This is a genomic window from Streptomyces diacarni (assembly GCF_003323715.1).
In the GTDB taxonomy this organism is placed as follows: Bacteria; Actinomycetota; Actinomycetes; order Streptomycetales; family Streptomycetaceae; genus Streptomyces; species Streptomyces diacarni.
This window is the reverse complement of the sequence record NZ_QOIN01000066.1, coordinates 161,814-186,891: the sequence shown is the minus strand read 5'-3', so window position 1 is coordinate 186,891 and position 25,078 is coordinate 161,814. Positions and strand designations below refer to the sequence as shown.

Genomic DNA, 25,078 nt, shown 5'->3' with positions numbered 1-25,078 from the left:
CAGGGCCTCGCTGGTCACCGGAGGCGGGAGCCCGCACCAGCGCTCGCGCTCGCTCCCGCACCCGCACCCGCACCCGCACCCAGGGACTCGATGGTCTGGAGTGGGTAGCCGGCTTCGCGCAGGGGGCGGTGCACGTCGCGGTCGAGGTCGGGCAGGTAGCCGAACAGGACATCGGCAGGCCCGGTGATCTCGACGTTCCCGCAGGCCGCGGGGAGCAGCAGGGTCTCGGCCCTGCCCAGTTCCTCGCACCACTCCCCTGCCCGCACCCGCACAGGAAGCCCGACGTTGGTCAGTACCTGGGCGGTGGCGAAGAAGTGCCGCACGGGCTCTTCGGTTCCGGCGCGCCAGCGTTCGAGGGCGAAGTACGGGCCCGCGCACAGGAAGACCCGTTCCACCGCGTCACCGACAACGATCCCGAGTCCGGGTGTGAAGTCCGGCCGCGGCTCCGGGTCGGCCTGCCGCATCAACATGTCGAGGTGGGCGCCGAACTCCTCGTCGCCCACCGCTGAGCCGTCCTCCATCCTCCAGCGCATCGCATGCTGCTGGATATCGGATGTCTGTTCGATCTCGTAGATCAGGGTGTCGGGCCCGAAACTGTGCAGGGTTCCCCCGGGGACATACACGGTCTCCCCGGCGCGCACCGGCAGGCGGCGCAGGACGGCGTCGAACTCCTGCGCCTCCAGTGCTGCGCGCAACCGGTCACTCGTCACCCCTTCCTTGACACCGCACAGGGCGGTCGCACCGGGCGCGGCGTCGAGGACGTGCCACGCCTCGGTCTTGCCGTTGCGCTGCCCTTCCAGACGCCGGGCGGTCTCGTCGTCGGCGTGCAGATGTACGGGCAGAGTGCCGGTCGCGTCGATGAACTTCGTCAGCACCGGGAAGTACTCACCCGCCCAGCCCTCCCCCATCAGCTCTTCCGGATGGTCGGCGACCACCCGGCGCAGGGTTCGGCCCGCCAGGGGTCCGTTGGCCACCACACTGCCGCTGCCCGGGACGTCGCTGCACTCCCACGTCTCCGCGACGCTCCAGTCGGGGATACCGGTCTTGCCCAGACGGCGGGCGAGCGCGTGTCCACCGAAGACCAGCGGCCTGGCGAGCACCGTCAGCCGCAGGGGATACAGGCCGCTCGGGGCCCTCACAGGGGCGTCCAGGGCAGCCACGGGGTCTCGCCGTTGGCGCGGATGGCCCTCGGTTCCGGTGTCCGGCCGCCATGGCCGGGCCGGGGCGCCGGTTCGTAGGTGACACCGGGCGGGGGCTGCTGCCGACGAGGACGGGACATGGCCTCTCCGAGTGCGGTCGAGCTGGACGCGAGCAGCGATGCCTCCCACGCACCATCCATCCTCAGCCCCCGCCCCACCCCCCGCGACCCGGAAGGCGGAGCCGGCCCGCATGGTGGACAGCATTCCTGTCAGGGTAGCTTGACATCGTGGAGCGTGTCAGGGCAGCCTGACACCCATGGAAGCTGAGGGCACACCGGCCTCGCTGGCCGGACAGGTCACCGACAAGGACCCCGCGGTGGGACTGCAGGCTGTCGTCGCCCTGCGTCGCCTCCTGGAAGAACTCGAACGGGTCCACGTCGACAACGCCCGCGACCAGGACTGGTCGTGGCAGAGCATCGCCAACGCACTGAACATCAGTCGCCAGTCGGTGCACGAGAAGCACGCGAGCAGGCGCAGAGCCGAAAGCAAGGAGAAGTAGGGTGTTCGAATATTTCACCGATCGCGCGAAGCAGGCCCTGGTGCTGTCCCAGGACGAGGCGCTCACCCTCGGACACGACTTCATCGGCACGGAGCATCTCCTGCTCGGCCTGACCGGAACCGACCAGAGCACGGCCGGGGACGTGTTGCGCGCACAGGGCGTCGAGCTGGCGCGGGCCAGGGAGGAGACCGTCCGCGTCCTGGAGGCCGCCGGGGTCGCCGCCACCGGCGGACAGCCCGCGAAGGACGCACTGTCCTCCCTCGGTATCGACATCGAAGAGGTCAAGCGCCAGGCCGACGACTCCTTCGGCGCCGGCACCTTCCAGTACCCCAGGCCCGCCTACACCTCGGATGCCAAGAAGGCGCTGGAACAGACCCTGACCGAGGCCCGCGCGCTGGGGCGGGAGCGGTTCGGCACCGAACACGTCCTGCTCGGCATGCTAACGGCGGGCCAAGGGCGCGGCCTCGAAGTGCTGGCAGCTTGCGACGTGGACCCCGGTGGCCTGCGGGAAGCCGTCCTGGCGCGCGTGGCAGGGGACGCCTCGTAGCGACGAGTGCGCACGCGCGTGCCGCAGGGCAGGACCCGCTCGCACGCGGGTCCTGCCCTGCGGCACGCGACCTCCTGCCGGAAGGAGGAGTTCTCAGCGCCGGAAGCGGTCCGTGGTCTCGTCGCGGGCCTCCCGAGCCTGGCCCTGCGCCTGCGCGGCGTGGCCCTTGGCCTGCATCTTCTTGTTGCCGGTCGCACGCCCCGCGGCGCGCATCGCCTTGCCCGCCGCCTGTTCGGCCTTCGCGCGCGCCTTCTCGTTGGCAGCCACCGTTCTCAACTCGCTTTCCTCGCGTCGACGTCCGGTTGCACAGCGGCGGGTGACCACAACTCACCGAAGCAAACCCGTCTCGGCGGACACGACAACGCATGTGCCATGGCCCCGTATCGGGCCGCACCGACCCGTCCGCGGTCGCGTGAGGCTGCCCGGGCACGAGCGGACTTGGTGTACTGAGAAAACGGTGCAAGTCTGGGGCACGTCGCTCAGGCATGCAGCGCTTCTCGGATGCACAGCCGGGACACAGGTGGGCCACAGGCCAGGTACAGGGCGGTTCGCGAGCGTCGCAACCATGCCAACCAAGACCACCAGCGGCACCGGGGCGCTGCCCGGGGAAGGCGGCGGACATCACGGCGCCCGCGCCTCAGGCCTCCCGACGACGCTGCCTGCTCGCCGCCACCTCACCGTCGCGCACACGCACGCCGGCCGCACCACGCGAACCGTCCTGGATGTCGTCGTCCCGGTCTACAACGAGGAAGCCGACCTGGAGCCGTGCGTCCGCCGCCTGCACATGTTCCTGCGCCACACGTTCCCGTACGGGTTCCGCATCACGATCGCCGACAACGCGAGCACCGACCGGACACCGATCGTCGCCGGCCGGCTCGCCGACGAATATGCCGAGGTCGGCGTCGTGCGGCTGGAGCAGAAGGGCCGCGGCCGCGCGCTGCGCCAAGTGTGGGGTGCCTCCAGCGCGCCGGTGCGCGCGTACATGGATGTGGACCTGTCGACCGACCTCAACGCGCTGCTGCCGCTCGTCGCCCCGCTGATCTCCGGGCACTCGGACATCGCCATCGGCACCCGTCTCGCGGGCAGCTCCCGCGTGGTACGCGGCGCCAAACGGGAGTTCGTCTCCCGCTCCTACAACCTCATCCTCCGCAGGTCTCTGGCCGCCCGCTTCAGCGACGCGCAGTGCGGTTTCAAGGCGATCCGCGGCGATGTCGCCGATCTGCTCCTGCCACTCGTCGAGGACACCGGCTGGTTCTTCGACACCGAGGTGCTGGTGCTCGCCGAGCGGGCGGGACTGCGTATCCACGAGGTTCCCGTCGACTGGATCGACGACCCCGACAGCCGCGTCGACATCGTCCGCACCGCCGTCGACGACCTGAAAGGGGTGTGGCGTGTCGGCCGTGCACTGGCCAACGGCGCGCTGCCGCTGGACCGGCTGCGCCGTCCGTTCGGCGACGACCCAAGAGACCGAGCCGTGAGCGACGTGCCGGGCGGACTTCCGGGACAGCTCATCGGGTTCTGCGCCGTCGGCGCGTTCAGCACGCTGCTGAATCTCATGCTGTTCGTGCTGCTGCGGCAGGTGGCCGGTGTCCAGGTTGCCAACGGGCTGGCGCTGCTGCTGTCCGCAATCGCCAACACGGCAGCCAACCGGCGGCTGACCTTCGGCGTCCGGGGGCGTGCCCGCGCCGCCCGGCACCATGCCCAGGGCCTGCTGGTGTTCGGCATCGGGCTGGTACTCACCAGCGGTTCGCTGGCCGCGCTCGACTTCGCCGACCCGCAGGCCGGTCGCAGCACGGAGGCCGCAGTCCTGATCGTCGCCAACCTGGCGGCGACGGTGCTGCGGTTCGTGCTCTTCCGCTCCTGGGTCTTCTCCAACTGCGACGACCGTCCCGAGGAGGGCGGGACCGATGACGACCGCCCCGACGAGGATCGCCCCGGAAACGACCGCCCAGCCGACGGCGGGCCCGAGGTCGGCGCAGCCGACGCGGCACTTCCCTACGACGCCGAACGGACCACCGCATCATGACCACCTTCGCCCACCCCGGCTCGGCCGGCGCACAGCCCGGCGACGCATCCGGGCTGCGCGCCCGGATGCGCGCCCGGATGCGCGCGCGGCAGGCGGCACGGCCGCGCTGGGAGCGCCCCGCGTTCTGGGCACTGCTCCTCTGCACCGCAGCGCTGTACCTGTGGAGTCTTGGTTCGTCCGGGTACGCGAACTCCTTCTACTCCGCGGCGGCACAGGCCGGCAGCGCCAGCTGGAAGGCGTTCCTGTTCGGTGCGCTCGACGCGGGCAACGCCATCACCGTCGACAAACCCCCGGCCGCCCTGTGGCCGATGGCTGCGTCGGTGCGCCTCTTCGGCCTCGGCTCGTGGCAGATCCTGGTGCCTGAGGCGCTCATGGGTATCGCTGCGGTAGGCGTGCTGTTCGCCGCTGTACGGCGCCGAGTCGGCCCAGCCGCCGCACTGCTCGCCGGTGCGTTGCTCGTGGTCACACCGGTAGCCGCCCTGATGTTCCGCTTCAACAATCCGGACGCGCTGCTGTGCTTGCTGATGGTGTGCGCGCTGTACTGCGTCGAGCGGGCGCTCGAGGACGTGCGGACCAAGTGGCTCGTGCTCGCGGGCGCCTGTTTCGGGTTCGCGTTCCTCGTCAAGACTCTGCAGGCGTGGTTGGTCCTGCCGGTCGCCGCACTGGTGTACCTGGTGTGCGCGCCGACGCCGGTGCGCCGCCGGATCAGCCAGCTGCTGCTCGGCGGCCTCACGATGGTGGTGACGGCCGGCTGGTGGGTGGCGCTTGTCGAGCTGTGGCCCGCCTCTTCCCGCCCGTACGTCGGTGGTTCGCAGACGAACAGCTTCCTGGAACTGACCTTCGGCTACAACGGGTTCGGACGTCTCACCGGCAACGAGACCGGCAGCGTCGGAGGCGGCGCCCCAGGCGGCCAGGGCGGTGGGCCGGGCGGCGAACCCGGAGGGGGCCCGGGAGGCGGTGGCGGAGGCTGGGGCGAGACCGGCCTCGGCAGGCTGTTCAGCGGCGACATGGGCGGCCAGATCGCGTGGCTGCTGCCGGCCGCGCTACTGCTGCTGATCAGCGGTCTGCTCCTCACCCGCAAGGCGGCTCGCACGGACGGACTGCGCTCGTCGTTCCTGCTGTGGGGCGGCTCGCTGGTGATCACATCCGTGGTCTTCAGCTTCATGTCCGGCATCTTCCATCAGTACTACAACATCGCGCTGGCGCCCTACATCGCCGCGACCGCCGCCCTCGGCGGTGTGCTGTTGTGGCGGGAACGGGAAAAGATGTGGTGCGCGGGGGTGCTCACGGGGGCGGTGGCCGGAACGGCCGTGTGGTCGTACGTGCTGCTCGGTCGGACCCCGGGCTGGTTTCCCTGGCTGCGCTGGGCGGTTCTGGTCGTGGGCGTTCTCGCCGCGCTCGGGTTGCTCGCCCAGCGAGCGCTGCCGCGTCGGCTCGGCGCGGCCGTGGCGGCCGCCGGTCTGCTGGCCGCGGTGGCCGGGCCGGTGGCGTACACGCTCAACACCGTGGGCACGCCGAAGGCCGGCTCCATCGTCACCGCGGGCCCGTCCGTCCGCGGCGGAATGGGAGGTCCGGGCGGCGGCGGTCCGGGCGGTGCACCGCCCGGGATGCCGGACGGCCAGAACAGCAAACAGGACCACAGCCGGCAGGGCGGCCCCGGCAACGCCCAAGGAATGCCCGGAGGCCGTGACGGCGGCGGTACCGGCGGTGGGCGGGGTGCGCCGGGAGGTCCGCAGGGCCAGGGCAACGGCGGCTTCCCACCTGCCGGCGGCAAGGGGCAGGGCGGTGGGAGCGCGCACGGCCACAAGAGTCAGCAGAGCCAACAGGGCCGGCAGGCTCAAGAGGGCCGGAAGAACGGGGCGAGCAAGAGCCGTGGCGGACCCGGCGCGATGGGCGGCGGCCGCATGGGCGGGCTGCTCAACGGCAGCAACGTGTCGTCCAAGGCCGGCGCCATGCTGCGGAAGAACGCGTCGGACTACGTCTGGGTCGCGGCAGCGGTCGGCTCGCAGAACGCCGCGAGCTACCAACTAGCCACCGAGTCTCCGGTCATGGCCATCGGCGGCTTCAACGGCAGCGACCCGTCACCCACGCCGACGCAGTTCAAGCGGTACGTGAAGGAAGGGAAGATCCACTACTTCCTGTCCGGTGGCATGGGCCCCGGCGGCGGCCAGGGCACCGCCTCCGCGATCAGCTCGTGGGTGGCGAAGAACTTCAGCGAGGTCACGGTGGGCGGTGCCACGTTCTACGACCTGACGAAACCCAGGCCGTCCGAGAGCTGACCCCCCGCAACGCCCACGCGCGGCCCCTGGGCAGGCGGGGCTCCATAAGCAGGTGGGCAGGCCGGGCTCCATAAGCAGGCGGGGCGACCGGGAGTCCGGTCATCCCGCCTGCTCAGGCACCCACCCAGGTCGTTTCCGCCACCGTCCGGGGGCCCGGAGGCGGCCACCTCAACCGGCCGGCAGCCTCAGCACACGGATCTGGGCTGAAACGGGTCCCGAGCGGGCTGCACCCGGCGAAGGGCAGGTTCTTGCCATGGGCTCGACGCACGGCACATGCTGTGTCCGTGGATGAGCGCTTGGACGTCCTGGCACGCCCCGTCGTATGGCGACGCACCGGTTCCCCCGTGTTCGTCTACGCCGCGCGGGTCGACCGCACCTGGTGGGTGTTGCGGCTCAACGACTTCCCCGACCATCCGCTGTTCACGCTGTTCATCGGCGGCGTGCCCGTCGGCGACCTGGACGATCCGGCGGGCCGGGCCCGCGGCTGGGACCTCGATACCGGCACCCGGGCCCCGCTGGTCGACGAGGAACAAGAGGAGGTTCTCACGCTCATGCGAGGGCTCGCGCCCTACGGCAGCGAGGTCGGTCAGCCCTGTGACGCCGTCTGGTGCAGCTGTGACCAGCTCGCGGACGGCGAGTAGGAGCACCTACGAGGACCAACGGTCGGTGGCAGGCGGTCGGAAGCGAACGAGGGGTGGCCCGATGGCCGACGCGGCGCCACCACGTTTCCCTCTCACCTCCGTAACCCGCGCCATACGCGCCATACGCGCCACGCATGGGAGGACGGTGTACGAGATGGCCGGAGAATCGGCTCGGCGGAACCAGGAGAAAGGCGGCGGCAGACCGTGGGCGCAAGTGCTGTGGCAGAGGGTGGTGCGGCGTGGTTGCGGCAGGAGCTGTTGGACATCTCCTCGTCCCTGTACCCGGACCGCCGGCCGGTGGTGGTCCGTACGTGGTGCGACACGGTGCGGCTTCACGAGCCCCGGCCCGTCGGTCGGCGCCATGTGCTCCTGGTCGCCGTCGGTGGGGACGCACGCCCGGCGTCCCCCGACCTGGACGACGTCTCGCACGCCTTCGCGGCGGCCGGATGGGCGGCAGGGTCATGGTGGACGGCAAGCCCAGGACGGGCGGCAGGCCCAGGCCACGAGGACCTCGCCGGGGGACGCCTGGCCACGGCGCGACGCGCGGGTTGCGCGGTCCGGATCCACGAGGGAGCCGGACCGGGCATCCTGACGTTCACAGGGTGGACGCCGGTCGAATTCACCGGCCGCGCACTGCATCAGCCGCTCTTCACCACCAGCACGCTCGACGGGGTGCTGTGTGACGACTGCCACGGTTGGGGCATATGCATGGACTGTGAGGGCACCGGTCGCAGCGACAGCGGCATGAGTTGGGGGCGGTGCTGGTGCGCCGCGGGCAACTCGGGGCCGGGCCGGTGTGTCGAGTGCAGGGGTTCGGGAGCCACCCCCGCCGCTGCCGACGGCGCCGATGATGTGACGGGGCCTCCGGCCGAGGAGGGTCACGTCTCCGGCATCGAGGCACTCATCGATGTCGCTCACCGCCCTTGTTCCTGCGGGGAGTTGCGCTGCTTGTGGAACAACACGCTCGCCGAGGACGGCGAGCGGCTCGTCGCCCGTTTCGGCGGCGCCTGCCAGAGGTGCGGGGCGCAGCGGAGCTACGCGTTCACACTGCCGCACCGGGAGCTTCCTGCTTCTCCGCCGCCTCCCCCACCACCACCGTGCCCACGCTGTGGCGGAACACCGGTGCCGGTGGTCGGCGGGCTGCATCTCCCCGGAACGGCGACGCTGCGTGCCCAGGAGCTGGGATTGGTGGCAGCTGCGCGCGAAGGCTGCGAAGTACGGCGGGACGATCCGCACTGGCAGTGCGCCTCGTGCCGTCACCGGTGGCGAGATGCCGATGAGCTCCGGTGGACCAAGATCCTGCGGCACGTCCTCGACGACTCCGATGCGAGCGGGCCGGTGCACGATCGCGGCCGGCCCCGCACCCGCGAAACCTGACGCAACGGGCCCCGCGCACGGGGCCCCGCACTCGGCCCCCTCCACATACGCGCGCCGCACACCGTCGCTCTCCAGAGCCCGGAAGGGGAAGTTGTCAGGTACACGGGCTTCACGGCCCCGCACGATGTGGCCCCGCTCAGCGTCGGAAACGGGATGTCCGCCGGTGCCGCGTACGCCTTCGCTCCGATACGAGACGAGTGGTCGTCGGTGGACGCCGTTGTCCTGACTGGCCCCTCAGTGGGCCGGGCCCTCCGCCGCGCTTCCGCTGTGGAGGGCGACGACCTCGCGGACGGCGCCGGTGATCGCCTGGTGGTCCTTCTTCAGCAGCGCACCGTGGTTGCTCTCCACCTTCGCGCTGACGCGGATGTGTGCGTTGGCGACGGTCACCGCGTCGAGGCCGGCACGTATCCGCTCCTGCTCGTCTCCTCGGCTCCCGAGGGACGTGCCGGAAGCGACCACGTACCGCACCGGGACGGTGATGCCGTTCAGCACGGGCCCCAGCTCCTGCTCGCGGGAGAGCCTGCCGAGCTCGATGTTGCTGTCCGCCTGTTGCTCGGCGGACATCCGCGGGGTCAGGCCCGTCGGGCGCAGCAGCGGCATGAACCATCTCATCCGCCGGAACAGCTTCCGAATCCTCTGCTCCATGGCCTCGTCGAGCCAGTCGTACGGGAACGCGCCGTCGACCAGGACGGCGCCCAGGGTGCGGGCCGGGTGGCGGTGGGCCCAGTGCGCCGCGACAACCGCTCCGTAGGACCAGCCCACCAGCAACGCCCGGTCCACGCCCCGGGCCGCCAGCACGGCGTCGACATCACGGACGGCTGCCTCGAAGGAGTAGTCGGCCGAGCACCCCGACTTCTTGCCGCGCGCCCGCCCGTCGAAGGTGATGTGCCGCCACGTCGGTCCGAGGTCGGTGATGACCTGCCGCCAATAACCTTGGGTGGCGAACTGGCCGTTGAGGTAGAGCACGGGGATCCCGTCGCCGCCGCTGTCGGTGACGGCCAGGGCCGTGTCGTCGACCGGCACCATGCCGGTCCACTGTGCGGCGGTGCTGTTGCTCTTCATGGGTCTGTCTCCTCGGTCGCGTGAAGCATCTTGTTGTCGCGTGAAGCATCTTGTTCGGCGTGCTCGGGGTCAGCCCATGGAGTAGGGGGCAGAGCTTCGAGGGGACGGGCACTCGGCTCGTCGACGGAGGCTGGCCCCGCTCATCGGCCCTCGGCCCTCGGCGGTCGGCCCTCGGCGGTCGGTCCTCGGCGGTCGGCCCTCGGCGAGAAACGCGGTCGCCCAAGGCCGGTCGGCCAGTCCCCTTCCGCTCTTTCCAGGCTGCGCGTCAAAGGCTGCTGGCGCTGATGTCCCCGTGGGCGGTGCTGGCGCGGACGTCGAGTGCCGTGGTGCCGTCGTTCTTGAGCGCGTTGCTGATCCGGCCATGCCCGGTGTCGGCGACCAGGGCAGCCGAGACACCAGCGGCGGCGGTGAGCGAGATGTCGCCGGACCGGGTGTGCAGGACGACGGTGCCACCCGCAGCTTCGCCGATCGTGATGTCACCTCGTGCGGTGCTGATCTCCGCGGGGCCGCCCAGCCGACCGACCTCGACATCGCCGTCGACCGCGGCGAGGTGGACGCTCGCAGCCTCGTCGATCTTGATTCGGCGGTACGCGCCCTCGCACACGACCTCACCCAGGCGGCCGACGCCGCGCACCTCGCAGCCGGCGGCCTTCGCCTCGACGCGGGAACCGGCCGGAAGTTGCACGGTGACCTCCAGAGAACCGGAGGACCCGACGAGCCGACTGCGGGACTCAGAGGTCTCAACGTTCAGGACGCCGTCGGTGTAGGCGACGGTGGCCTGCTCGGCGGTCTGGACGTCGCGGCTCTTGGCGGGGTCGGCGGGCCGAATCTCCACGGTGGTGTCGGCGCGGTCGGCCGCGATGAACTGAATCCTCCCGGCGGGAATGTTCAGGACGACGGAGACGGGGGCGGGCGTATCGAACGTGTGCATCATGCTCTCCAGTGCTCGGCGGTTGTTTCCGATGCACGAAACGCTACGGCGCTTTACAGGCGACGACAACTGCAATGTTGCATTCGTTCCCTATCACTGCAGGTAGTAGCCACATATCATTGCAATCACTTGAGAGTGCATTGCAACGCCCCTTCCCCACCGTTGCAATGAAGTGAAAGTGAAGGCTACGGTGGGATGCAGATGGTCCCCAGCAGGACTCGCCATGACGGAGCAACCCAGGGAGAGCGCGATGCCGGGAGGCAGACTCACACAGCAGGAACGCCGGCAGATCGCTCTCGGGCTGGCCGACGATCTGCCCTACGCACAGATCGCCCGCGGACTCGACCGTCCGACGTCGACGATCACGCGTGAGGTGATGCGCAACGGAGGCCCCGCCGCCTATCGCGCCGACTTGGCCCACCGCGCCACGGAACGCCGCGCCCACCGGCGCAGGCCCGCCGCCTCCCAAGGGACCGACTCAGCCCCTCAGCCACATGGGCGCGACCCCGAGGCCATGGCCGAGTACGCGGAGACACTCACCACCGTGCTCATGGCCTCAGGCCTGGCCAAGATGCCGGCCCGGGTGCTGACCTGCCTGTTCACCACGGACACGGGCAGCCTCACCGCGTCCGGACTCGCCCAGCGCCTCCAGGTCAGCCCTGCGTCCATCTCCAAGGCGATCACATTCCTGGAGAGCCAGAGCCTCGTCCGCCGAGAACGCGACGAACGCCGCGCCCGTTACGTCGTCGACAACGAACTCTTCTACCAGGCGACGATCGCCAGCGCCCGTTCCAACGACAGGTTCGTCGAGGTCGCGCGCCAAGGCGCCACCGTCCTGGGCCCCCAGACCCCGGCCGCCGCCCGACTGGAAAACATCGCCCGCTTCCTCGATTTCATCAGCGAATCCATCACCCGCGCCGCCGAGCAGGCCCGCGAGGTCCTGCACACCACATCCGAAACAGCCCCGAACGACACCGCGCCACCACGACCGAGTTCACCCGAGCAGGCGGAATGACGGTCTCGCAGCACGACAAGCCTCCGCTGAGGAACCTCGCACCCCGCGCGCAAGATGAGGGCCCTGCGGCCAAGACGGGAGTCCCCCGGGCAAGCCGAGCAGACGGGCGGCCCTGACACGGCGGCGGCCGACGCCCACGGTGGGTGCGGAGGCTCCCGCACTCCGCCGTCGAGCCCTGTGGCTCCGCTGATTCGGTAGCTCGGCTGAGCCGGTAGCTCGGCGCGACTGCGTCTGGCAAGATCAGTCGGTGGCTCGTCATGCGGTGACCCTGAGCAGGATCGAGCTCGCAGACTGGCGAGCCGTCCACTCCTGGGCTTCCCTCGTCCAAGTCTGCCGCTTCCAGGCGTGGGGGCCGAACACCGAAGAGCAGACCCGCGCGTTCGTGGAGACGGCGGTCGAAGCGTGGGCGCGGTCACCTCAGCGACGGTTCCCTTACGCAGCGCGTTGCGAAGGCGACGTGATCGGCATGGGTGAGCTCCACGTCCGGAACCGAAAGCACCAACAAGGCGAGATCACCTATGTCGTGCATCCCCGCGTCTGGGGGCAGGGCGTCGGGACGGCGATCGGAAGGGAACTCCTAGCGCGAGGCTTCGGGCATCTCCAGCTTCACCGCATCTGTGCCACCTGCGACCCGCGGAACCTCGGGTCGGCACGGGTGCTCGGCAAACTCCACATGACGTGGGAAGGTCGTCATCGTCACACCGCTCTGATCCGGGACGGTTGGCGAGACTCCGACGTGTACGGCATCCTCCAAGAGGACTGGCGCGAGAGGAACGACCGGGGTGCCGACGAGAAGCCAGTGCTGTGACGGTATTGGTCCGCCGGTACGCTGCTGGAAGCAACCGAACATGCGGTGACGTTGGACGGCTCAGCCCCCGGATCGCTCCCCCAGCGCGCAGAACTCGTTCCGCTCAGGGTCAGCAAGCACCGCTCAGGGCTCCTCCCTCCGTTACCCGACGTCCACCTGGCGAGCGCCCCGCATCGCCAGCGCCCCGGGCGACGGAGTCGCGGACGTCGACGGCGAGCTGTTCCCACTCACGTCCCATGGGGGCTACTTCTCCAGTCGTTGCTCGATGTGTTCTCAGGCCTTGGCGCTGTTGGCGTTTGCCACCGCCGGAAACTCGGGTGGTCTCGGCGCAGGATCTGGGTAGGGTCGGGCAAATGCCCGAGCTGAAGCGGCTGCATGCCGACCACGCCCCGGCGGTCCTGGCCTTCGAGGTGGCGAACCGCATCTACTTCGCCGCCGCGATCTCCGACCGCGGCGACGAGTTCTTCGACCAGTTCGCCGACCGGTACAACGCCGCACTGGCCGAGCAGAACGCCGGCATCTGCGCCTTCTACGTACTCGCCGCCGAGGACGGCTCCGTGCTCGGCAGGTTCAACCTGTACGACCTGGAGGACGGCATTGCCAGGCTCGGCTACCGGGTCGCGGAGCGGGTCGCCGGCCGCGGTGTCGCGACCGCGACCGTCCGGGAGCTGTGCCGGGTGGCGACAGCGACGCACGGCCTGCGCACACTACGGGCGGCCACCTCCCACGACAACGCCGCGTCACAAAGAGTCTTGGCCAAGGCCGGGTTCCTCCCGGTTGGCCCTGCCACCCCGGCCGACCTCGGCGGCAGGTCGGGCACGTGGTATCAGCTCGACCTCCAGCCATAGACCTTGCCCCTGTTGCTCGTTCGCGGCCGCTGTCGGATCCCTCACGCGGCAACCCGCCGGCAGCACCGGTGGAATGGACGGAGGAGGCCACCCGGGGTGGACCTGACGTATGCATCGGCCGGGGGGGGCGGGTGGCCGGGTGGCGCCAAGGGGCATCTGTCTCTTCGTGGTGCAGTTCCACCGCAGCCAACAACAGGGCCACGTCGGCGTGCACGGAGGCTCGCCCCCGAGCCTCCGTGCACTCTGGACACGACATCAGCGCGCGACCTCACGGCCATCTACGGTGCTAGCGTGACCTCTTGACCGAGGGGGATGAAAACAGTAGATGGCATCGACCACATTTCGCATCGGCGGAGATCTGCCTGTACGGCGACTCGGCTTCGGAGCCATGCACCTGCCGACCGAGACCGCCCACGACCGCCAGGCGTCACTCGCGGTGGCCCGGCGGGCGGTCGAGCTGGGCGTCACGCTGATCGACACCGCCCACCTGTACGGCGGAGGCGCCAACGAGGAACTCCTCGCGGAGGCCCTGTTCCCGTATCCCGACGAGCTCGTCATCACCACCAAGGTCGGCGTCGCACGCTCGGTCTCCTCTGGTGAGTGGGAACTGAACGGGCGTCCTGACGTCCTGCGCGCTCAGGTCGAACAGGCCCTGCGGCGGCTCCGCGTCGAGCGCATCGAACTCCTCCAACTGCACCGCATCGACCCCGAGACGCCCCTCGCCGATCAGCTCGGCGCCCTGCGGGATCTTCAGACCGAAGGCAAGCTCGTCCGGGTCGGACTCTCGGAGGTCACCGCCCCCGAGTTGGAGCAAGCACGCGAGCTCGTCAACGTCGCAAGTGTGCAGAACCGCTACAACCTGCTCGACCGCGAGCACGAGCCGGTGCTCGCTGCGTGCGAGGCGGCAGGTATCGCGTTCCTGCCGTGGCGTCCCGTCGCGGCAGGAACGTCTGGCGCGCAGGCCGAGATCGCTTCCGTGGCGGCCGAGAGCGACGCCACGCCCACCCAGGTGACGCTCGCCTGGCTCCTCGGCCACTCGCCGGTCGTTCTCCCGATTCCGGGAACCTCCCGAACCGACCACCTCGAGGAAAATCTCGCGGCGGCCGACCTGCACCTCACCTCCGCCCAACGTGAGCGCCTCGACCGACTGCCCGAACAGGTGTGAAGCGGTTCCGCTTCTTCGTCGGCGTCATGGCCGGCCTTCCTGACGCGGTCGCGCCGGCGCGAGTCGATGGTGCGGACGCGCCCGCCGCCCGTAGCTCGGGATGGCCTGCAGGGCGAGTTCGGCGGGGCCGGCCGATGACGACAGCGACCGCGGCGACCGCTGGTGGCGCATGCCGCCGGCCCAGCGGGCCCCTCGCGACCGCGAGGTCCGATCGGCTCACTTGCCGGCCGACCCGGACTGCGCCTCCGACAGCACCCGCAACACCGCCTTCGGGCGGGAGCCGGGGGGAGGCGACACAGCAAACGACCGCGACCGGGCGGGCGGCGAATCGGCCGCCCACACCGGCCTCGCGTCGGCCCCGGCCCGACAAGACCAGCCAGGTCAAGTCGGGCCGGGCACCGTAGCGTCGGACCTCAGCGCCAGTGGTTGTTGCTGGTGTGGTCGCCACCGAGCCAACGGGCGAGGTCGGCGTGCGCCGTCGTACGCCGTTCGGCTTCGATCTTCTCCACGTCGGGGTGGTCGACGGTGAACTCCAGCATCAGCCCGTTGGGGTCGGTGATGTACAGCGAGACACAGAACCCGTGGTCGATGACGTAGGCGTCCGCCTCCGAGTAGCCGGCCGCGGCGATGCGCTTCCGCATGGCCTCCTGCGTCTCGTGCTCGACTTTGAAGGCGATGTGCCGCCAGGGGGTGAAGTGGACATCGGTCTTGAACTCCTCCTGGTCCTCGGGGTTGGCGAACTGGAAGAAGGCGAGGGCCCCGCCGTCGGCCAGACCGTAGAAGGTGTGGCTGTAGACCCGCTCAGCGCCGAACAACACCTCGCGCTCGGTCCAGGTCGCCACCAGGGGCAGGCCGATCACGTCCTCGTAGAAACGTCGGTTGGCTTCCTGGTCGTCGGTGATCCAGGCGTGGTGGTGCAGGCGGAGCGGGAGTGTCTGGCTCATGTCGATCAACTCCGTTGCCGATTCCGCGTGTTGGCTCGACAGCCGGGCGGCTGTCGCCTCAGCACTCAGAGTGCACCTCAATCGGTTGAACGTTAAACCATTTTCCGGCCATTCTGCCCTCCACCTTGCGGGCCGATCGAGCAGAGCACGGTGGAGGCGCGGTAGCCAGACGCACTCCGGCCAACACCGCTCAGCCGGCAGCCCCGTACGCGGCCATGAACATCTCCAGCAGCCCGTCGACCGCGGCCTCGTCGATGGGACGGTCGGTGAGCAGGGCACGGTAGTACAAGGTGCCGCACAGCACCTCCGCGGCGAACTCCAGGTCCACCCCGTCGACGAGCTCACCAGTACTCTGCGCGAGAGTGATCCTCTCGAGCGTTCTCTGTTCGACAGTGACCAGAAAACGCTCGTGCAAAGTCGCGCGCAGCGCGGCATCGGACTGCGCCTCAGCGATGACCGCGCGGTATACGGGTCCGATCGGCGGGCTGGACAGAGCCGGGGCTGAGCGCAGGAACTGCTCCCGTAGGTCCGCACGCACGTCACCGGTGTCGCGGTAGTCCAGGTCACTGGTCCACGCGCGGCTGAGCGCGTCGAGCAGCAGCTCCGCCATGGACGACCAGCGGCGGTAGATCGTGTGCTTGCCGACCCCGGCCCGCCTGGCCACCGCTTCGATACTCAGACCCGCGTAACCCACCTCGACAGCGAGATCGAGGGTCACCTGCAGCAGTTCCTCGGTGCGCGCCGCGCCTCGGCGTCGCGGTGTGGCGGGCTTGTCGGTCACACTCCCACCCTATCGGCACAGACCGTGCCGTTGACAACCGCCCAGCGATACGCGCACCATACGGACACGAACGGCACGGCCCGTGCCGTTACCGATACGTGCCGGGCGCCGGGACTCCAACCCGCCTGCCCGCACTCCATCCGCACCACACCCCGTTGAAGGGAAGGTCTGCCATGACCAGAACCGCACGCACCAGTGAGCACGAGCAGTTCACCGCCGAGGAGCGGGCCGCGATGAAGGAGCACGCCCGCGAGCTGAAGCAGGCGGCCCGCCGCACCTCCCGCGCGGACAAAGCGGCCGAAGCACTGCGGGACGTGCTCGCGAAGATCTCCGAGATGCAGGACTCGGACCGGGCGATGGCCGAACGCGTCCACGCCGTCGTCACCTCCAGCGCACCGTCTCTCGAGCCCAAGCTGTGGTACGGGATGCCCGCCTACGCACTCGACGGCAAGATCGTCTGCTTCTTCCAGAGCGCCGCGAAGTTCAAGGCGCGCTACGCCACACTCGGATTCAGTGACCAGGCACAGCTGGACGAGGGCACCATGTGGCCGGCCGGGTACGCCCTCACCGAAGTAACGCCCGAGACGGAAGCCAGGATCGGCGCACTCGTGAAGCAGGCGGTGAGCTGAACCCCACCGCCCGGACAGTCGGCCGATCACACCCTTCCTCCACTGCGGACACGGAGAGTTTCCGGTCCACGAGCACGCGTAGATGGGGATTGCGAGGCCAATCCCGGTAATGCGTCATATCGAGGTGACGTCTCGTCAGGACGTGAGACGACAAGCCGCTGGTAATACGTGTGATTTCCATTCGCCGCACCGAATTTGCCATGTACTCTTCATCCGTCTCACGCGCCGCAAGACACGGCGTCTCAGGACTCAACGGGAGGTCATATCTTGAAGGTCAGGAAGATTCTGGGTGTCGTGACTGCCGCAGCGGCGATGACGGTCATGACGTCCGCGCCGGCGTTCGCCGACGAGGCGGTCACCGACAGAAACGTGGAAATGGTAATTTTCGGCAGCGGCTACCACGTCGACTCGGTCACGATCCACGGGGTCCCGGAGCCCCAGGGCCCCGCCGAGTACCAGTTCACCTACTACGCGTCCACCTCGCCGACCAAGACGCACACCATGATCTGCGGCGGCAGCAGCACGGGAAACAGCTGCGCTCACAAGTTCTCCATCGACGCCACTTATGGCGGCGGAGCGGGGATAAGAAGCTGCGGGTCGATCAAACGTGTCGACAACCAGCAGATCCTCGGAGTCGCCTGCAAGGACTGGTGACGGGTAAAGAACTCGTCACCGCGCAGAACTGAACGACTCCGACCTGACGGCTGCGTCTTCGGTCGCGCGGCTCTGTGCCGTGAAGAAGCTCCTGGCAGTGGTGGCACGGCCTAGACCGTTCGCGCCCTGCCAGGAGCTTCGCGCGCTTTCACACGAGCATTGTCCACCCATCGGCGAATCGCTCTGTTCACCGTGTGTGTGTTGACCAGCTGCGTCCCCACCCCCCTCAACGGCTCCCTGACAAAACCGTTGAACGAGGCGGTGGGATGTCCGTGCGGCGAAGCAGCGAAAGCCGTCTTCATCTGCTCGGCCGTGCGCTGGGGCAGGGCAGACACACAGGCTGGTTCGGCAACGCCGTATCGGGCCCGGCGAGGCGGACCGACGCCAAACTCGCCCTCCTCAACGGCCCTGCCGTCGCCGCCACCACCGAACTCGGCGCGCGGCTCGATTAGAGCGCGGACTGAGCCGTCCGTCCTGGCGGTGGATGAGACTCGAGGGCCGGCTGGTGGATGTGGCGAGCAGCAACTCATCTATGCGACCAGCCTGCATGTCTGGCTCAGCGCACTCTCCCAGCCCCCCAGTCCTCCGAGTCCCCCGCCGGTCTCTGCGCCACTTCTCGCCAGGTGCTCAGTCGAAGAGGGAGAGGTCGATGGATTCCGCGAGCGCGGCGTAACCGGCGTCGTTGCCGTGGAGGCTGTCGCCCATGTGCAGGTCGTCGCGGATGCGGGTGGGGTCGGCGGGGTCGCGCCAGATGGCGTCGAAGTCGAGTACTCCGTCGAAGGCGTTGCTTGTGCGGAGCCACTCGTTGACATGCTCGCGCGCCTTGTCGCCCTCGGAGGTGTACATGTCGGAGCCGCCGTAGGGGGCGATGGTCGCGGCGTAGACCTTCGCACCGTGCGCACGGGCGCGCGCTGCCACCTGAAGGTGAGCGGCGATGATGTCGTCCACGCCGACGGGCTCGCCGGGGAACATCGCGAGGAACCCGGCGGTCTCCTCGTTGTGCGGGGCGAAGGAGAAGACGAGGTCGTTGCCCACGGCGATCACCACGTGCCCGAGGCCGGGGGTGGCGAGGACATCGCGGTCGAAGCGCGCGAGGGCGGCGGGGCCGATGCCGTCGGTGAGCAGGCGGTTGCCGCCGATGCCCTGGTTGACCACGCACCGCGTTTCGCTGCCGCGCGCGTGCAGGCGCTCGGCGAGCAGGTCGGTCCAGCGCCGGTCGGTGCCGGGGGTCGAGCCGATCCCGTCGACGCGGGAGTCGCCGAGCACGGCGATGGCCCGGACCGGGGTGTGGGGCTGTACTTCGACGGCCGTGATCACGGCCTGTGCCGACAAGGGTGTGGCGTCGGTGGGCGGCGAGGTGAGTTCGGTGGCGTCACCGGGGATGAGCCAACCGAGGGCGTGGAAGGTGCCGTGGCAGGTGGCGGTGTCGACGCGGCCGGGCAAGTGGAGGCTGAGGGCCAGCCGCGTCAGTGCGTCGACCGTCAGGTCGACGGGGTCGCTGAGGACGGGAGCACCCGCCGGTACGGTGACGCTCGGCTGGCCGCCGAACGTGATCGCGCGGCTGGTGTCGTCCTGGACCGCGCCGTCGGAGTCCGCGCGGGCGACACGGGCGGCGCCGATGGTCAGCGGTGCGGTTCCGTACTCGTTGCTGAGGCGGATACGCATGCGCTGTCCGCCGCCGCTGATGCGGACGAGCTGCCGCAGTGTCGCGTTCTCGAAGGCGTCGAGGGCGCTGACGGAGTTGTCCGGAGCCTGCGGGGAGGCACCCCAGGTGCGCACCCATGCGCCTACGCCGGGGGCGAGGCCTGCACAGTCGTCGGGGGTGTGGGTGGCGTTGTCCATGGTCGTTCTCCTCCGGTTGTCGAGTTCGGGACGGTGGGCAAAGCCCGTTCGGGTCCAGTACGGCTCGCTGTGCGTGTGGATGCGCATGCGCTGCCCCGTAGTCGTGCGGTGCCGTACCGCGTGGCGCGAGCGGACCGGTTGCTCGCTCTAGCTGCTCGGGGTGCCGAACCACTGGTTGGCGACCTGTTCGAACGCGGCGGGCTCGGGGGTGTGGAGGTCGGCCCAGGCGACGACGCCGTCGGGGCGGAGGAGCAGCGCGGTGAGGCCGAGGCTGTCGCGCACCGGCCCGTACGCGTAGTGGATCCGGCCCTCCCACTTCTGAGCCGCGCCGTGCAGCGCGCGGTCGTCGGTGAGGTCGAGCGCGACGCCCTGGCCCGTGTGCAGCAGGTCGCCGAGGCGGGTGCCGTCCTCGAAGCGGAGGTCGGGGGCGCTGCGGCCGACGAGCGAGTGGCCGCCGCCCAGGTCGTATTGGTGGAACAGGCCCGACGTCCTGCGGTAGACGTGTGTGGTTCCCTCCGCGGTACGCATCAGGTCGCCGACCAGCTTGCGCAGTGCGGGGGCGTTGGGGCCCGGGTTCATGGCCGCCACCTGGGCCCGCGACCAGTCGAGGACGGCGGCGCCGACGGGATGGCGCTCGCTGGTGTACGTGTCGAGCAGTCCGTCCGGTGCGGTGTGGCGCAGGGTGGCGGCGAGCTTCCAGCCGAGGTTCATGGCGTCACCGATACCGAGGTTGAGTCCCTGGCCGCCCAGGGGTGAGTGGATGTGCGCGGCGTCGCCGGCGAGCAGGACGCGACCCTTGCGGTAGGTCGTCGCCTGCATGGCGCGGTCGGTGAAGCTGGAGGCGAGGTGCACCTCGTCCAGCGTCACGTCGGTGCCGGAGACGCGGCGCAGCACCCTTTGTAGGTGCCCGCGGGTCAGCGGCTGGGAGCGGTCGAAGGCGCCGCCGTCGAAGTCCATCATGCCCAGGTGCCCTTCGAGGGGCGTGCGCAGGTACATGCCGTTGTCGGTGAGGTGGAAGCCGAGGGGCAGCCGAGCGGTGTCGGCGAAGGTGACCTGGGCGACGTAGCCGGTGAACAGGGGCTCGGTGCCGGCGAAGTCGAAGCCCGCCAGGCGGCGTACCGCACTGCGTCCGCCGTCGCACCCCACCAGCCAGCGCGAGCGGTACTGCTGCCCGCCGGCGGTGGTGACGATCCCTTCGTCGTCCTGGCTCACCGCCGTGACCGGAGCGTCCCGGACGACCTCCACACCCAGTGTCGAGGCCTGCTTGGCCAATACTGTGGTGACCGCTTCCAGGCTCGTCATGAATCCCTCCATGGCAGGGCTGGGCAGTCGGAAGGGGAGGGCTGCGGTGTCGACATCGGCCGCGTCGAGCGTCATGCCCGCGAAATGGCTCACCTCACGCGGGGCGGGCGCCTCGACGGCTTCGGGGGCAGCGCCGATCGTCCGCGGGTCGGCGCCGGAAGCCTCGATCATGGCGTCCAGCAGTCCCCGGCGGTGGAACGTCTCGGCGGAACCGGCGTTCAGACCCCGCAGGCCGAGTGGAAGTGCCCTCAACGGCGGGTGGGGGTCCTGTTCCCGTTCGAGTACGAGGGCGGAACAGCCGGACAGGGCCAGCTCGTTGGCCACGAACAGACCGACCGGGCCGGCGCCCGCGACAACGACGTCGTACATGGGAGTTACCTTCCTCGAAAACCGCTACCGACAACTGCGTTGACCTGCCGCAGCGGTGAAGCGGGTCGCTGCACGTCGGTGCGGGAGGACCCGTGCAGACGGGACAGCGCAGGCGGGACAGTCAGACGGGCCAGTGCACGTCGGTGCAAACGGACCTGCGCAGGCGGGCCTGCGCAGGCGGATCAGAACAGACGGATCAGCGCGGGCGGGTCCGCGCGGCCCGGTTCAGCGCAGGCGGGTGAGGCCGTCGAGGATGACGGCGATACCGGTGAGGAACTGCTCGCGGTCGTCGTGCTCGGTGGCCTGGCCGACGATGGCGTGCATGAACGGGTAGGCCTCGGGGTCGAGTTCCCGCCAGGCCGTGGAGGTCGCCGCGAAGAACTCCCCTCGGTCCGCCTTGGGGTCGATACCTGAGGTGTCCCCTTCGATGCGGGCGTTCTGGCTGACCGCTCCGAGGATGTAGTGCACGAGCGTCGAGGCCGCGTCGAACCAGCTCTCTCGCGGCACGCCCAGCGCCTCCACCTGCCGGCCGATCCGCTCGAAGATACCGACCGTGACGGGGCCGACCGGGTTGCGGACTATCTGCAGGGTCAGCCGTGTGGCGAGCCAACGGTGGGCGGTGATCGCGTCGAACAGGGCCAGGGCGACGGCCCTGATCTCGTCGGACGGCGTGGCTGCGGCCGAGGGGCGCGCCGCGGCCAAGGCCCCCGTCACGACCGTCTCCGTCGCCGCGTCCAGCAGGTCGTCCCGTTTGCCCACGTGGTATGCGATCGCCCCGGAGCCCGTGGACAGGCGCTCACTGAGGGCCCGGACGGTCAACGCGCCCTCGCCGCCCGCGTCCAGAAGCCCGACCGCGGCGTGAAGAATCTGCTCCCGGGAGAGCACCTGATTGCGCCGTTGAGGTCGGCGCGCCGACGTTGTCATGCCTCTACCCTGACACATTTTGGTGCACCGTGCCAACTTGGTGCAGCGTACTAATCTGCCGGGACTTCCCCTGGCGCACTGCGTCGAATGAGGTTCGCCCCACCCCGACAACGTCTCGATCGCCACGGGGCACCCGCCGTACGCGCACGGCATCAGCGGCAACGGCGACCGAAAGCGACCAGTGGCGTGAGCTCAACTTCCGCTCTCAGGGCGTGATCGCGGTGGCCGGGTCCGACGAGTGGGGGACCTGAGCAGCTGACCCGCGAAGAGACCGCCCAACCCGACGACCCTCGATAAACACACGGAAACAAACATTTGTCGAAGGGGTTCCAACAGACCCGAACACAGTCTTACCGTGAGGCGGTCACAGAGGCTGTCCCGCCGCCCTGCCGGGCCTGGGCAGTCCATTTCAGCGAGCAGTGAGGACGGATATGCGCCCCACCGTATCGACCCGTACCACTGGCAAGCAGCTGGTCAGCGCGATCGGTGTCGTGATGATGTGCGGAGCGGGCCTCGCGGCCCCGGCGTCCGCGGCGACCGACACCGCCGAGAACAGCGAGAGCGCGCAGGCCGCGCGGCAATCCGCGGGCGGCGACCTGGCCAAGACCCCACCCATGGGCTTCAACAACTGGAACGCGACGCACTGCGGCGCGGACTTCAACGAGGAGATGGTCAAGGACACGGCCGACATCTTCGTCGAGAAGGGCCTCAAGGACGCGGGCTACGAGTACGTCAACCTGGACGACTGCTGGGCCGAGCCCGAACGCGACGCCGACGGCAAGCTGGTCCCCAACAAGGAACGCTTCCCCCACGGCATCAAGGCCGTCGCCGACTATGTGCACTCCAAGGGCCTCAAGCTCGGCATCTACACCAGCGCCGGCACCTGGACGTGCAACACCGAGCCGGGCATGCCGGGGGCGCTCGGCCACGAGGAAAGCGACGCGCGGCAGTTCGCCGACTGGGGCGTGGACTACCTCAAGTACGACAACTGCAACAACGAGGGCCTGCCGGCGCAGGAGCGCTACCAGACGATGCGGGACGCGCTGGACAAGACGGGCCGCGACATCGTCTACAACATCTGCGAGTGGGGCGAGAACAAGCCCTGGGAGTGGGCGCCGAAGCTGGCCGAGACGTGGCGCACCACGGGAGACATCTCCGATAACTGGGACAGCATGCTCGGCATCATGAAGGAGAACCTGAAGCTTTCGCGGTACGCGAGCCCGGGCAACTTCAACGACCCCGACATGCTCGAGGTCGGCAACGGCGGGATGACCGACACCGAGTACCGCACCCACTTCTCCATGTGGTCCATCATGGCGGCCCCGCTGCTCATCGGCTCCGACCTGCGCAAGGACGACGGTGCGGCGCTCGACATCCTCAGCAACAAGGAGGTCATCGCGGTCGACCAGGATGCGCTCGGCAAGCAGGGTGAGGTCGTCTCGCAGGAGGACGGCCGCTGGGTCGTCAGCAAGGAGCTGGCCGACGGCAGCCGCGCCGTCGCCCTGTTCAACGAGACCGGTCAGGAACAGACGATCACCACGACCGCCGACGCGGCCGAGGTGCCTCACGCGGACTCCTACACGGTCCGCGACCTGTGGCAGCACTCGGACAGCACGTCGAACGGCGACCTCTCCGCCAGGGTTCCGTCCCACGGCACGGTGATGCTCCGTGTCACCCCCGAGAAGTAGGGCGGGCCGTCAGCCGGCCAAGACCGGCTGACGTCCCCGCGGGGCTCCTCGTCCACGGCCCGCCGCCCTCGCGAGCGGCGGGCCGCCGCCGTCGTCACGCCGTCGCGCAGCGCTCGCGGAGGCGCTCGACACCGTCGCCTTCCAGGTCGTCGAGGTAGGTCGCGCGCCCCGTCATCGCCATCGTCAGAGCCAAGGTGGTGCCGGAGACGAGGGCGCCGGAACCCGTCTCGAAGGGACCGTCGTTCGCGGTGAGCCGCAGGCCGCCGATGCGGCCCTTGGCGACGACGACGAGATCCGTGCCCCGGTAGTACTCGGCCACGCGCGTGACCGCCTCCTCCGGGTAGTCGCGCCGTATGCCCAGCGGGCGCCGGATGTCCTCCGCGTGCACGAGCGTCTCACCGAGCATGGCCAGCACGGGCAGGGGAGGCTTGGTCCTGCTGGATACCACACGCCGGAACCGCTCAAGGGTCTCGGCCGGGGTTGCGCCGAGCTGCTCCGCCAGCCGCACGGCCACCTGTCTGTCGAAGTCGAACCGGCAGCGGACCACCCCCGCCAGCCAGCGCGCTGGGGTCAGACTGGCCCCCGCGGTGAGGTGCGCCAACACCTCACGCACCGTCAACCCGGTGCACAGCGACGGTGTCAGCCACTGGTCGTCGGACAGCTCCGCGAGGTCGGCCGCCAGCGCCGCTCGCTCAGCGTGCACCATGGCCCACATCGCTGTCCCCGCTCTGCCGTCTGCCGCCTGTTTCCCGCCGGCCATATGGAGATTCTCCTGTCACGAGTCCTACTCTTCGTCGCGCCGGATATCCCAGCAGGTGGATGTCCGGCGCGGTGTCCGAGGAGGAGACTTCCGCCCCGGGACAAAGTAATCGCCCGCACCGCCGCCCGCCTCACCGTCGAGGCCCTCCCCCGCCCGACCAGACCGCTGAGCCGCCTGTACGGGGGGCGGAGTTGAGGACGGCAGTGCGAGGAACGCCGGCACGACGGCCGGCCAGCGGGGCGCCTTCGCGGCTCCGCCGGCCGTGGCCCGGCGACGCCCGGCCCTCTCAGGGCCCCGGCTCTTCCGTCGTGCCGGAGCCCTCCGGCACGGGCCTCGCCGCACCGGCACCGCGTGTCGCCGGTCGCTCACCGTCCTGCGCGGGTTCCTCTCCGGACCGGTCGGATGCCTCTCCCGGGGAGTTCGCGGCTGCCGCCCGCCGTGCCGTCGGGTGCGCGGAGGGCCCGTTCGAGGTCATCGGCTCATGCCAACGCGGAGTCGGAGTCGTGCCCAGGTCGCGCCGGGACCCGTCACAGGACCCGCGCCCGCCGCCCGTACCCGCCCGTCCTCGCCTCGCCCCGCGGCCGTGCCGCACCGTGCCGTGCCGTGCCGTGCCGGCGCTTCGCCGACGCGGTGCCACCCCGCGAGACCCGCGCATCATCGATGCATGTCAGACGCGATATGCGCACCCCCTCTCCACGCTTTTTGACCCGTTTCGAGCCCGCCGATACGTTCGGTCCGCTGAGCACGGCAACCGGCTGAGCATCGGAACTGAGCGGAAGTGAGTGAAT

22 protein-coding genes and 1 pseudogene are annotated in these 25,078 nt (G+C 69.8%); 13 read left to right on the top strand and 10 right to left on the bottom strand.

The genetic code is table 11. The annotated features are described in order from the left end of the window. Nucleotides 1-14: 14 nt before the first annotated feature. On the bottom strand, nt 15-1,139 hold the full coding sequence (locus DTL70_RS30460) for a type I phosphomannose isomerase catalytic subunit (RefSeq protein WP_181861139.1): 1,125 nt from the start codon (nt 1,137-1,139) through the stop codon (nt 15-17). A 316-nt stretch (nt 1,140-1,455) separates the two neighbouring features. Here DTL70_RS30460 and DTL70_RS30455 point away from each other — a divergent pair, with 316 nt between their 5' ends. Both DTL70_RS30455 and DTL70_RS30450 read left to right on the top strand, forming a co-directional pair. Beyond that, complete coding sequence (locus tag DTL70_RS30455; RefSeq protein WP_114025224.1) at nt 1,456-1,698, top strand: hypothetical protein; 243 nt, start codon at nt 1,456-1,458, stop codon at nt 1,696-1,698. Between the two features lies 1 nt (nt 1,699). Further along, the gene (locus tag DTL70_RS30450; RefSeq protein WP_114025223.1) at nt 1,700-2,245 is read left to right on the top strand and encodes a Clp protease N-terminal domain-containing protein; all 546 of its coding nucleotides are present in this window, start codon (nt 1,700-1,702) and stop codon (nt 2,243-2,245) included. Between the two features lie 93 nt (nt 2,246-2,338). Here DTL70_RS30450 and DTL70_RS30445 read toward each other — a convergent pair whose 3' ends face one another. Next, nucleotides 2,339-2,512 carry a CsbD family protein gene (locus DTL70_RS30445; protein ID WP_114025222.1) on the bottom strand — a complete coding sequence of 58 codons (174 nt, stop codon included), beginning with the start codon at nt 2,510-2,512 and terminating at the stop codon, nt 2,339-2,341. 298 nt (nt 2,513-2,810) lie between these two features. Between DTL70_RS30445 and DTL70_RS30440 the strand changes: the two genes are divergently transcribed. The 3 genes from DTL70_RS30440 to DTL70_RS30430 all read left to right on the top strand — a co-directional run bounded on the left by DTL70_RS30440 (nt 2,811) and on the right by DTL70_RS30430 (nt 7,191). Next, a complete protein-coding gene (locus DTL70_RS30440; protein WP_114025221.1) occupies nt 2,811-4,271 on the top strand; it encodes a bifunctional glycosyltransferase family 2/GtrA family protein in 1,461 nt (486 codons plus the stop codon). Further along, nucleotides 4,268-6,550, top strand: coding sequence for an ArnT family glycosyltransferase (locus DTL70_RS30435; protein WP_114025220.1), 2,283 nt, complete (start codon nt 4,268-4,270; stop codon nt 6,548-6,550). Before DTL70_RS30440 ends, DTL70_RS30435 begins: the two co-directional genes overlap by 4 nt. 284 nt (nt 6,551-6,834) lie before the next feature. Next, the gene (locus tag DTL70_RS30430) at nt 6,835-7,191 is read left to right on the top strand and encodes a hypothetical protein (protein ID WP_220183676.1); all 357 of its coding nucleotides are present in this window, start codon (nt 6,835-6,837) and stop codon (nt 7,189-7,191) included. A 1,611-nt stretch (nt 7,192-8,802) separates the two neighbouring features. On the opposite strand, the gene DTL70_RS30425 is transcribed toward DTL70_RS30430, so the two are convergent. After that, nucleotides 8,803-9,630, bottom strand: coding sequence for an alpha/beta fold hydrolase (locus DTL70_RS30425; RefSeq protein ID WP_114025218.1), 828 nt, complete (start codon nt 9,628-9,630; stop codon nt 8,803-8,805). 265 nt (nt 9,631-9,895) lie between these two features. Further along, nucleotides 9,896-10,561, bottom strand: a complete 666-nt coding sequence (locus DTL70_RS30420; RefSeq protein ID WP_114025287.1) for a DUF4097 family beta strand repeat-containing protein — start codon at nt 10,559-10,561, stop codon at nt 9,896-9,898. 250 nt (nt 10,562-10,811) lie between these two features. Between DTL70_RS30420 and DTL70_RS34605 the strand changes: the two genes are divergently transcribed. The 4 genes from DTL70_RS34605 (at nt 10,812) to DTL70_RS30395 (ending at nt 14,397) form a co-directional block, all read left to right on the top strand. Then, nucleotides 10,812-11,576 (top strand): helix-turn-helix domain-containing protein, encoded by a 765-nt coding sequence (locus tag DTL70_RS34605; protein ID WP_114025217.1) that lies wholly within the window; start codon nt 10,812-10,814, stop codon nt 11,574-11,576. 247 nt (nt 11,577-11,823) lie between these two features. Further along, nucleotides 11,824-12,384 (top strand): GNAT family N-acetyltransferase, encoded by a 561-nt coding sequence (locus DTL70_RS30410; RefSeq protein WP_114025216.1) that lies wholly within the window; start codon nt 11,824-11,826, stop codon nt 12,382-12,384. 353 nt (nt 12,385-12,737) lie between these two features. After that, nucleotides 12,738-13,232 carry a GNAT family N-acetyltransferase gene (locus tag DTL70_RS30400; RefSeq protein ID WP_114025215.1) on the top strand — a complete coding sequence of 165 codons (495 nt, stop codon included), beginning with the start codon at nt 12,738-12,740 and terminating at the stop codon, nt 13,230-13,232. Nucleotides 13,233-13,557: 325 nt separating this feature from the next. Continuing rightward, complete coding sequence (locus DTL70_RS30395; protein ID WP_114025214.1) at nt 13,558-14,397, top strand: aldo/keto reductase; 840 nt, start codon at nt 13,558-13,560, stop codon at nt 14,395-14,397. Between the two features lie 413 nt (nt 14,398-14,810). On the opposite strand, the gene DTL70_RS30390 is transcribed toward DTL70_RS30395, so the two are convergent. Together DTL70_RS30390 and DTL70_RS30385 are read right to left on the bottom strand one after the other, a co-directional pair. Beyond that, nucleotides 14,811-15,341 (bottom strand): VOC family protein, encoded by a 531-nt coding sequence (locus DTL70_RS30390; RefSeq protein WP_114025213.1) that lies wholly within the window; start codon nt 15,339-15,341, stop codon nt 14,811-14,813. Between the two features lie 190 nt (nt 15,342-15,531). After that, nucleotides 15,532-16,122 carry a TetR/AcrR family transcriptional regulator gene (locus DTL70_RS30385; RefSeq protein ID WP_114025212.1) on the bottom strand — a complete coding sequence of 197 codons (591 nt, stop codon included), beginning with the start codon at nt 16,120-16,122 and terminating at the stop codon, nt 15,532-15,534. Nucleotides 16,123-16,295: 173 nt separating this feature from the next. Here DTL70_RS30385 and DTL70_RS30380 point away from each other — a divergent pair, with 173 nt between their 5' ends. The 3 genes from DTL70_RS30380 (at nt 16,296) to DTL70_RS30370 (ending at nt 17,857) form a co-directional block, all read left to right on the top strand. Further along, nucleotides 16,296-16,751, top strand: coding sequence for an iron chaperone (locus tag DTL70_RS30380; protein WP_114025211.1), 456 nt, complete (start codon nt 16,296-16,298; stop codon nt 16,749-16,751). Between the two features lie 294 nt (nt 16,752-17,045). Beyond that, nucleotides 17,046-17,405, top strand: a complete 360-nt coding sequence (locus DTL70_RS30375; RefSeq protein WP_147266841.1) for a hypothetical protein — start codon at nt 17,046-17,048, stop codon at nt 17,403-17,405. A gap of 266 nt (nt 17,406-17,671) precedes the next feature. After that, nucleotides 17,672-17,857, top strand: coding sequence for a hypothetical protein (locus tag DTL70_RS30370; protein ID WP_114025209.1), 186 nt, complete (start codon nt 17,672-17,674; stop codon nt 17,855-17,857). 175 nt (nt 17,858-18,032) lie between these two features. On the opposite strand, the gene DTL70_RS30365 is transcribed toward DTL70_RS30370, so the two are convergent. From DTL70_RS30365 to DTL70_RS30355, 3 genes are all read right to left on the bottom strand, one after another. After that, complete coding sequence (locus tag DTL70_RS30365) at nt 18,033-19,247, bottom strand: SGNH/GDSL hydrolase family protein (RefSeq protein WP_114025208.1); 1,215 nt, start codon at nt 19,245-19,247, stop codon at nt 18,033-18,035. A 147-nt stretch (nt 19,248-19,394) separates the two neighbouring features. After that, nucleotides 19,395-20,918 carry an FAD-dependent oxidoreductase gene (locus DTL70_RS30360; RefSeq protein WP_114025207.1) on the bottom strand — a complete coding sequence of 508 codons (1,524 nt, stop codon included), beginning with the start codon at nt 20,916-20,918 and terminating at the stop codon, nt 19,395-19,397. 225 nt (nt 20,919-21,143) lie between these two features. After that, nucleotides 21,144-21,842, bottom strand: a complete 699-nt coding sequence (locus tag DTL70_RS30355) for a TetR/AcrR family transcriptional regulator (RefSeq protein ID WP_181861138.1) — start codon at nt 21,840-21,842, stop codon at nt 21,144-21,146. A gap of 431 nt (nt 21,843-22,273) precedes the next feature. Between DTL70_RS30355 and DTL70_RS30350 the strand changes: the two are divergent. Next, nucleotides 22,274-23,527 (top strand): annotated as a pseudogene (locus tag DTL70_RS30350) (glycoside hydrolase family 27 protein); the annotation flags it as partial. 97 nt (nt 23,528-23,624) lie between these two features. Here DTL70_RS30350 and DTL70_RS30345 read toward each other — a convergent pair. Next, the gene (locus tag DTL70_RS30345; RefSeq protein ID WP_425470424.1) at nt 23,625-24,245 is read right to left on the bottom strand and encodes a maleylpyruvate isomerase family mycothiol-dependent enzyme; all 621 of its coding nucleotides are present in this window, start codon (nt 24,243-24,245) and stop codon (nt 23,625-23,627) included. Nucleotides 24,246-25,078 lie beyond the last annotated feature (833 nt).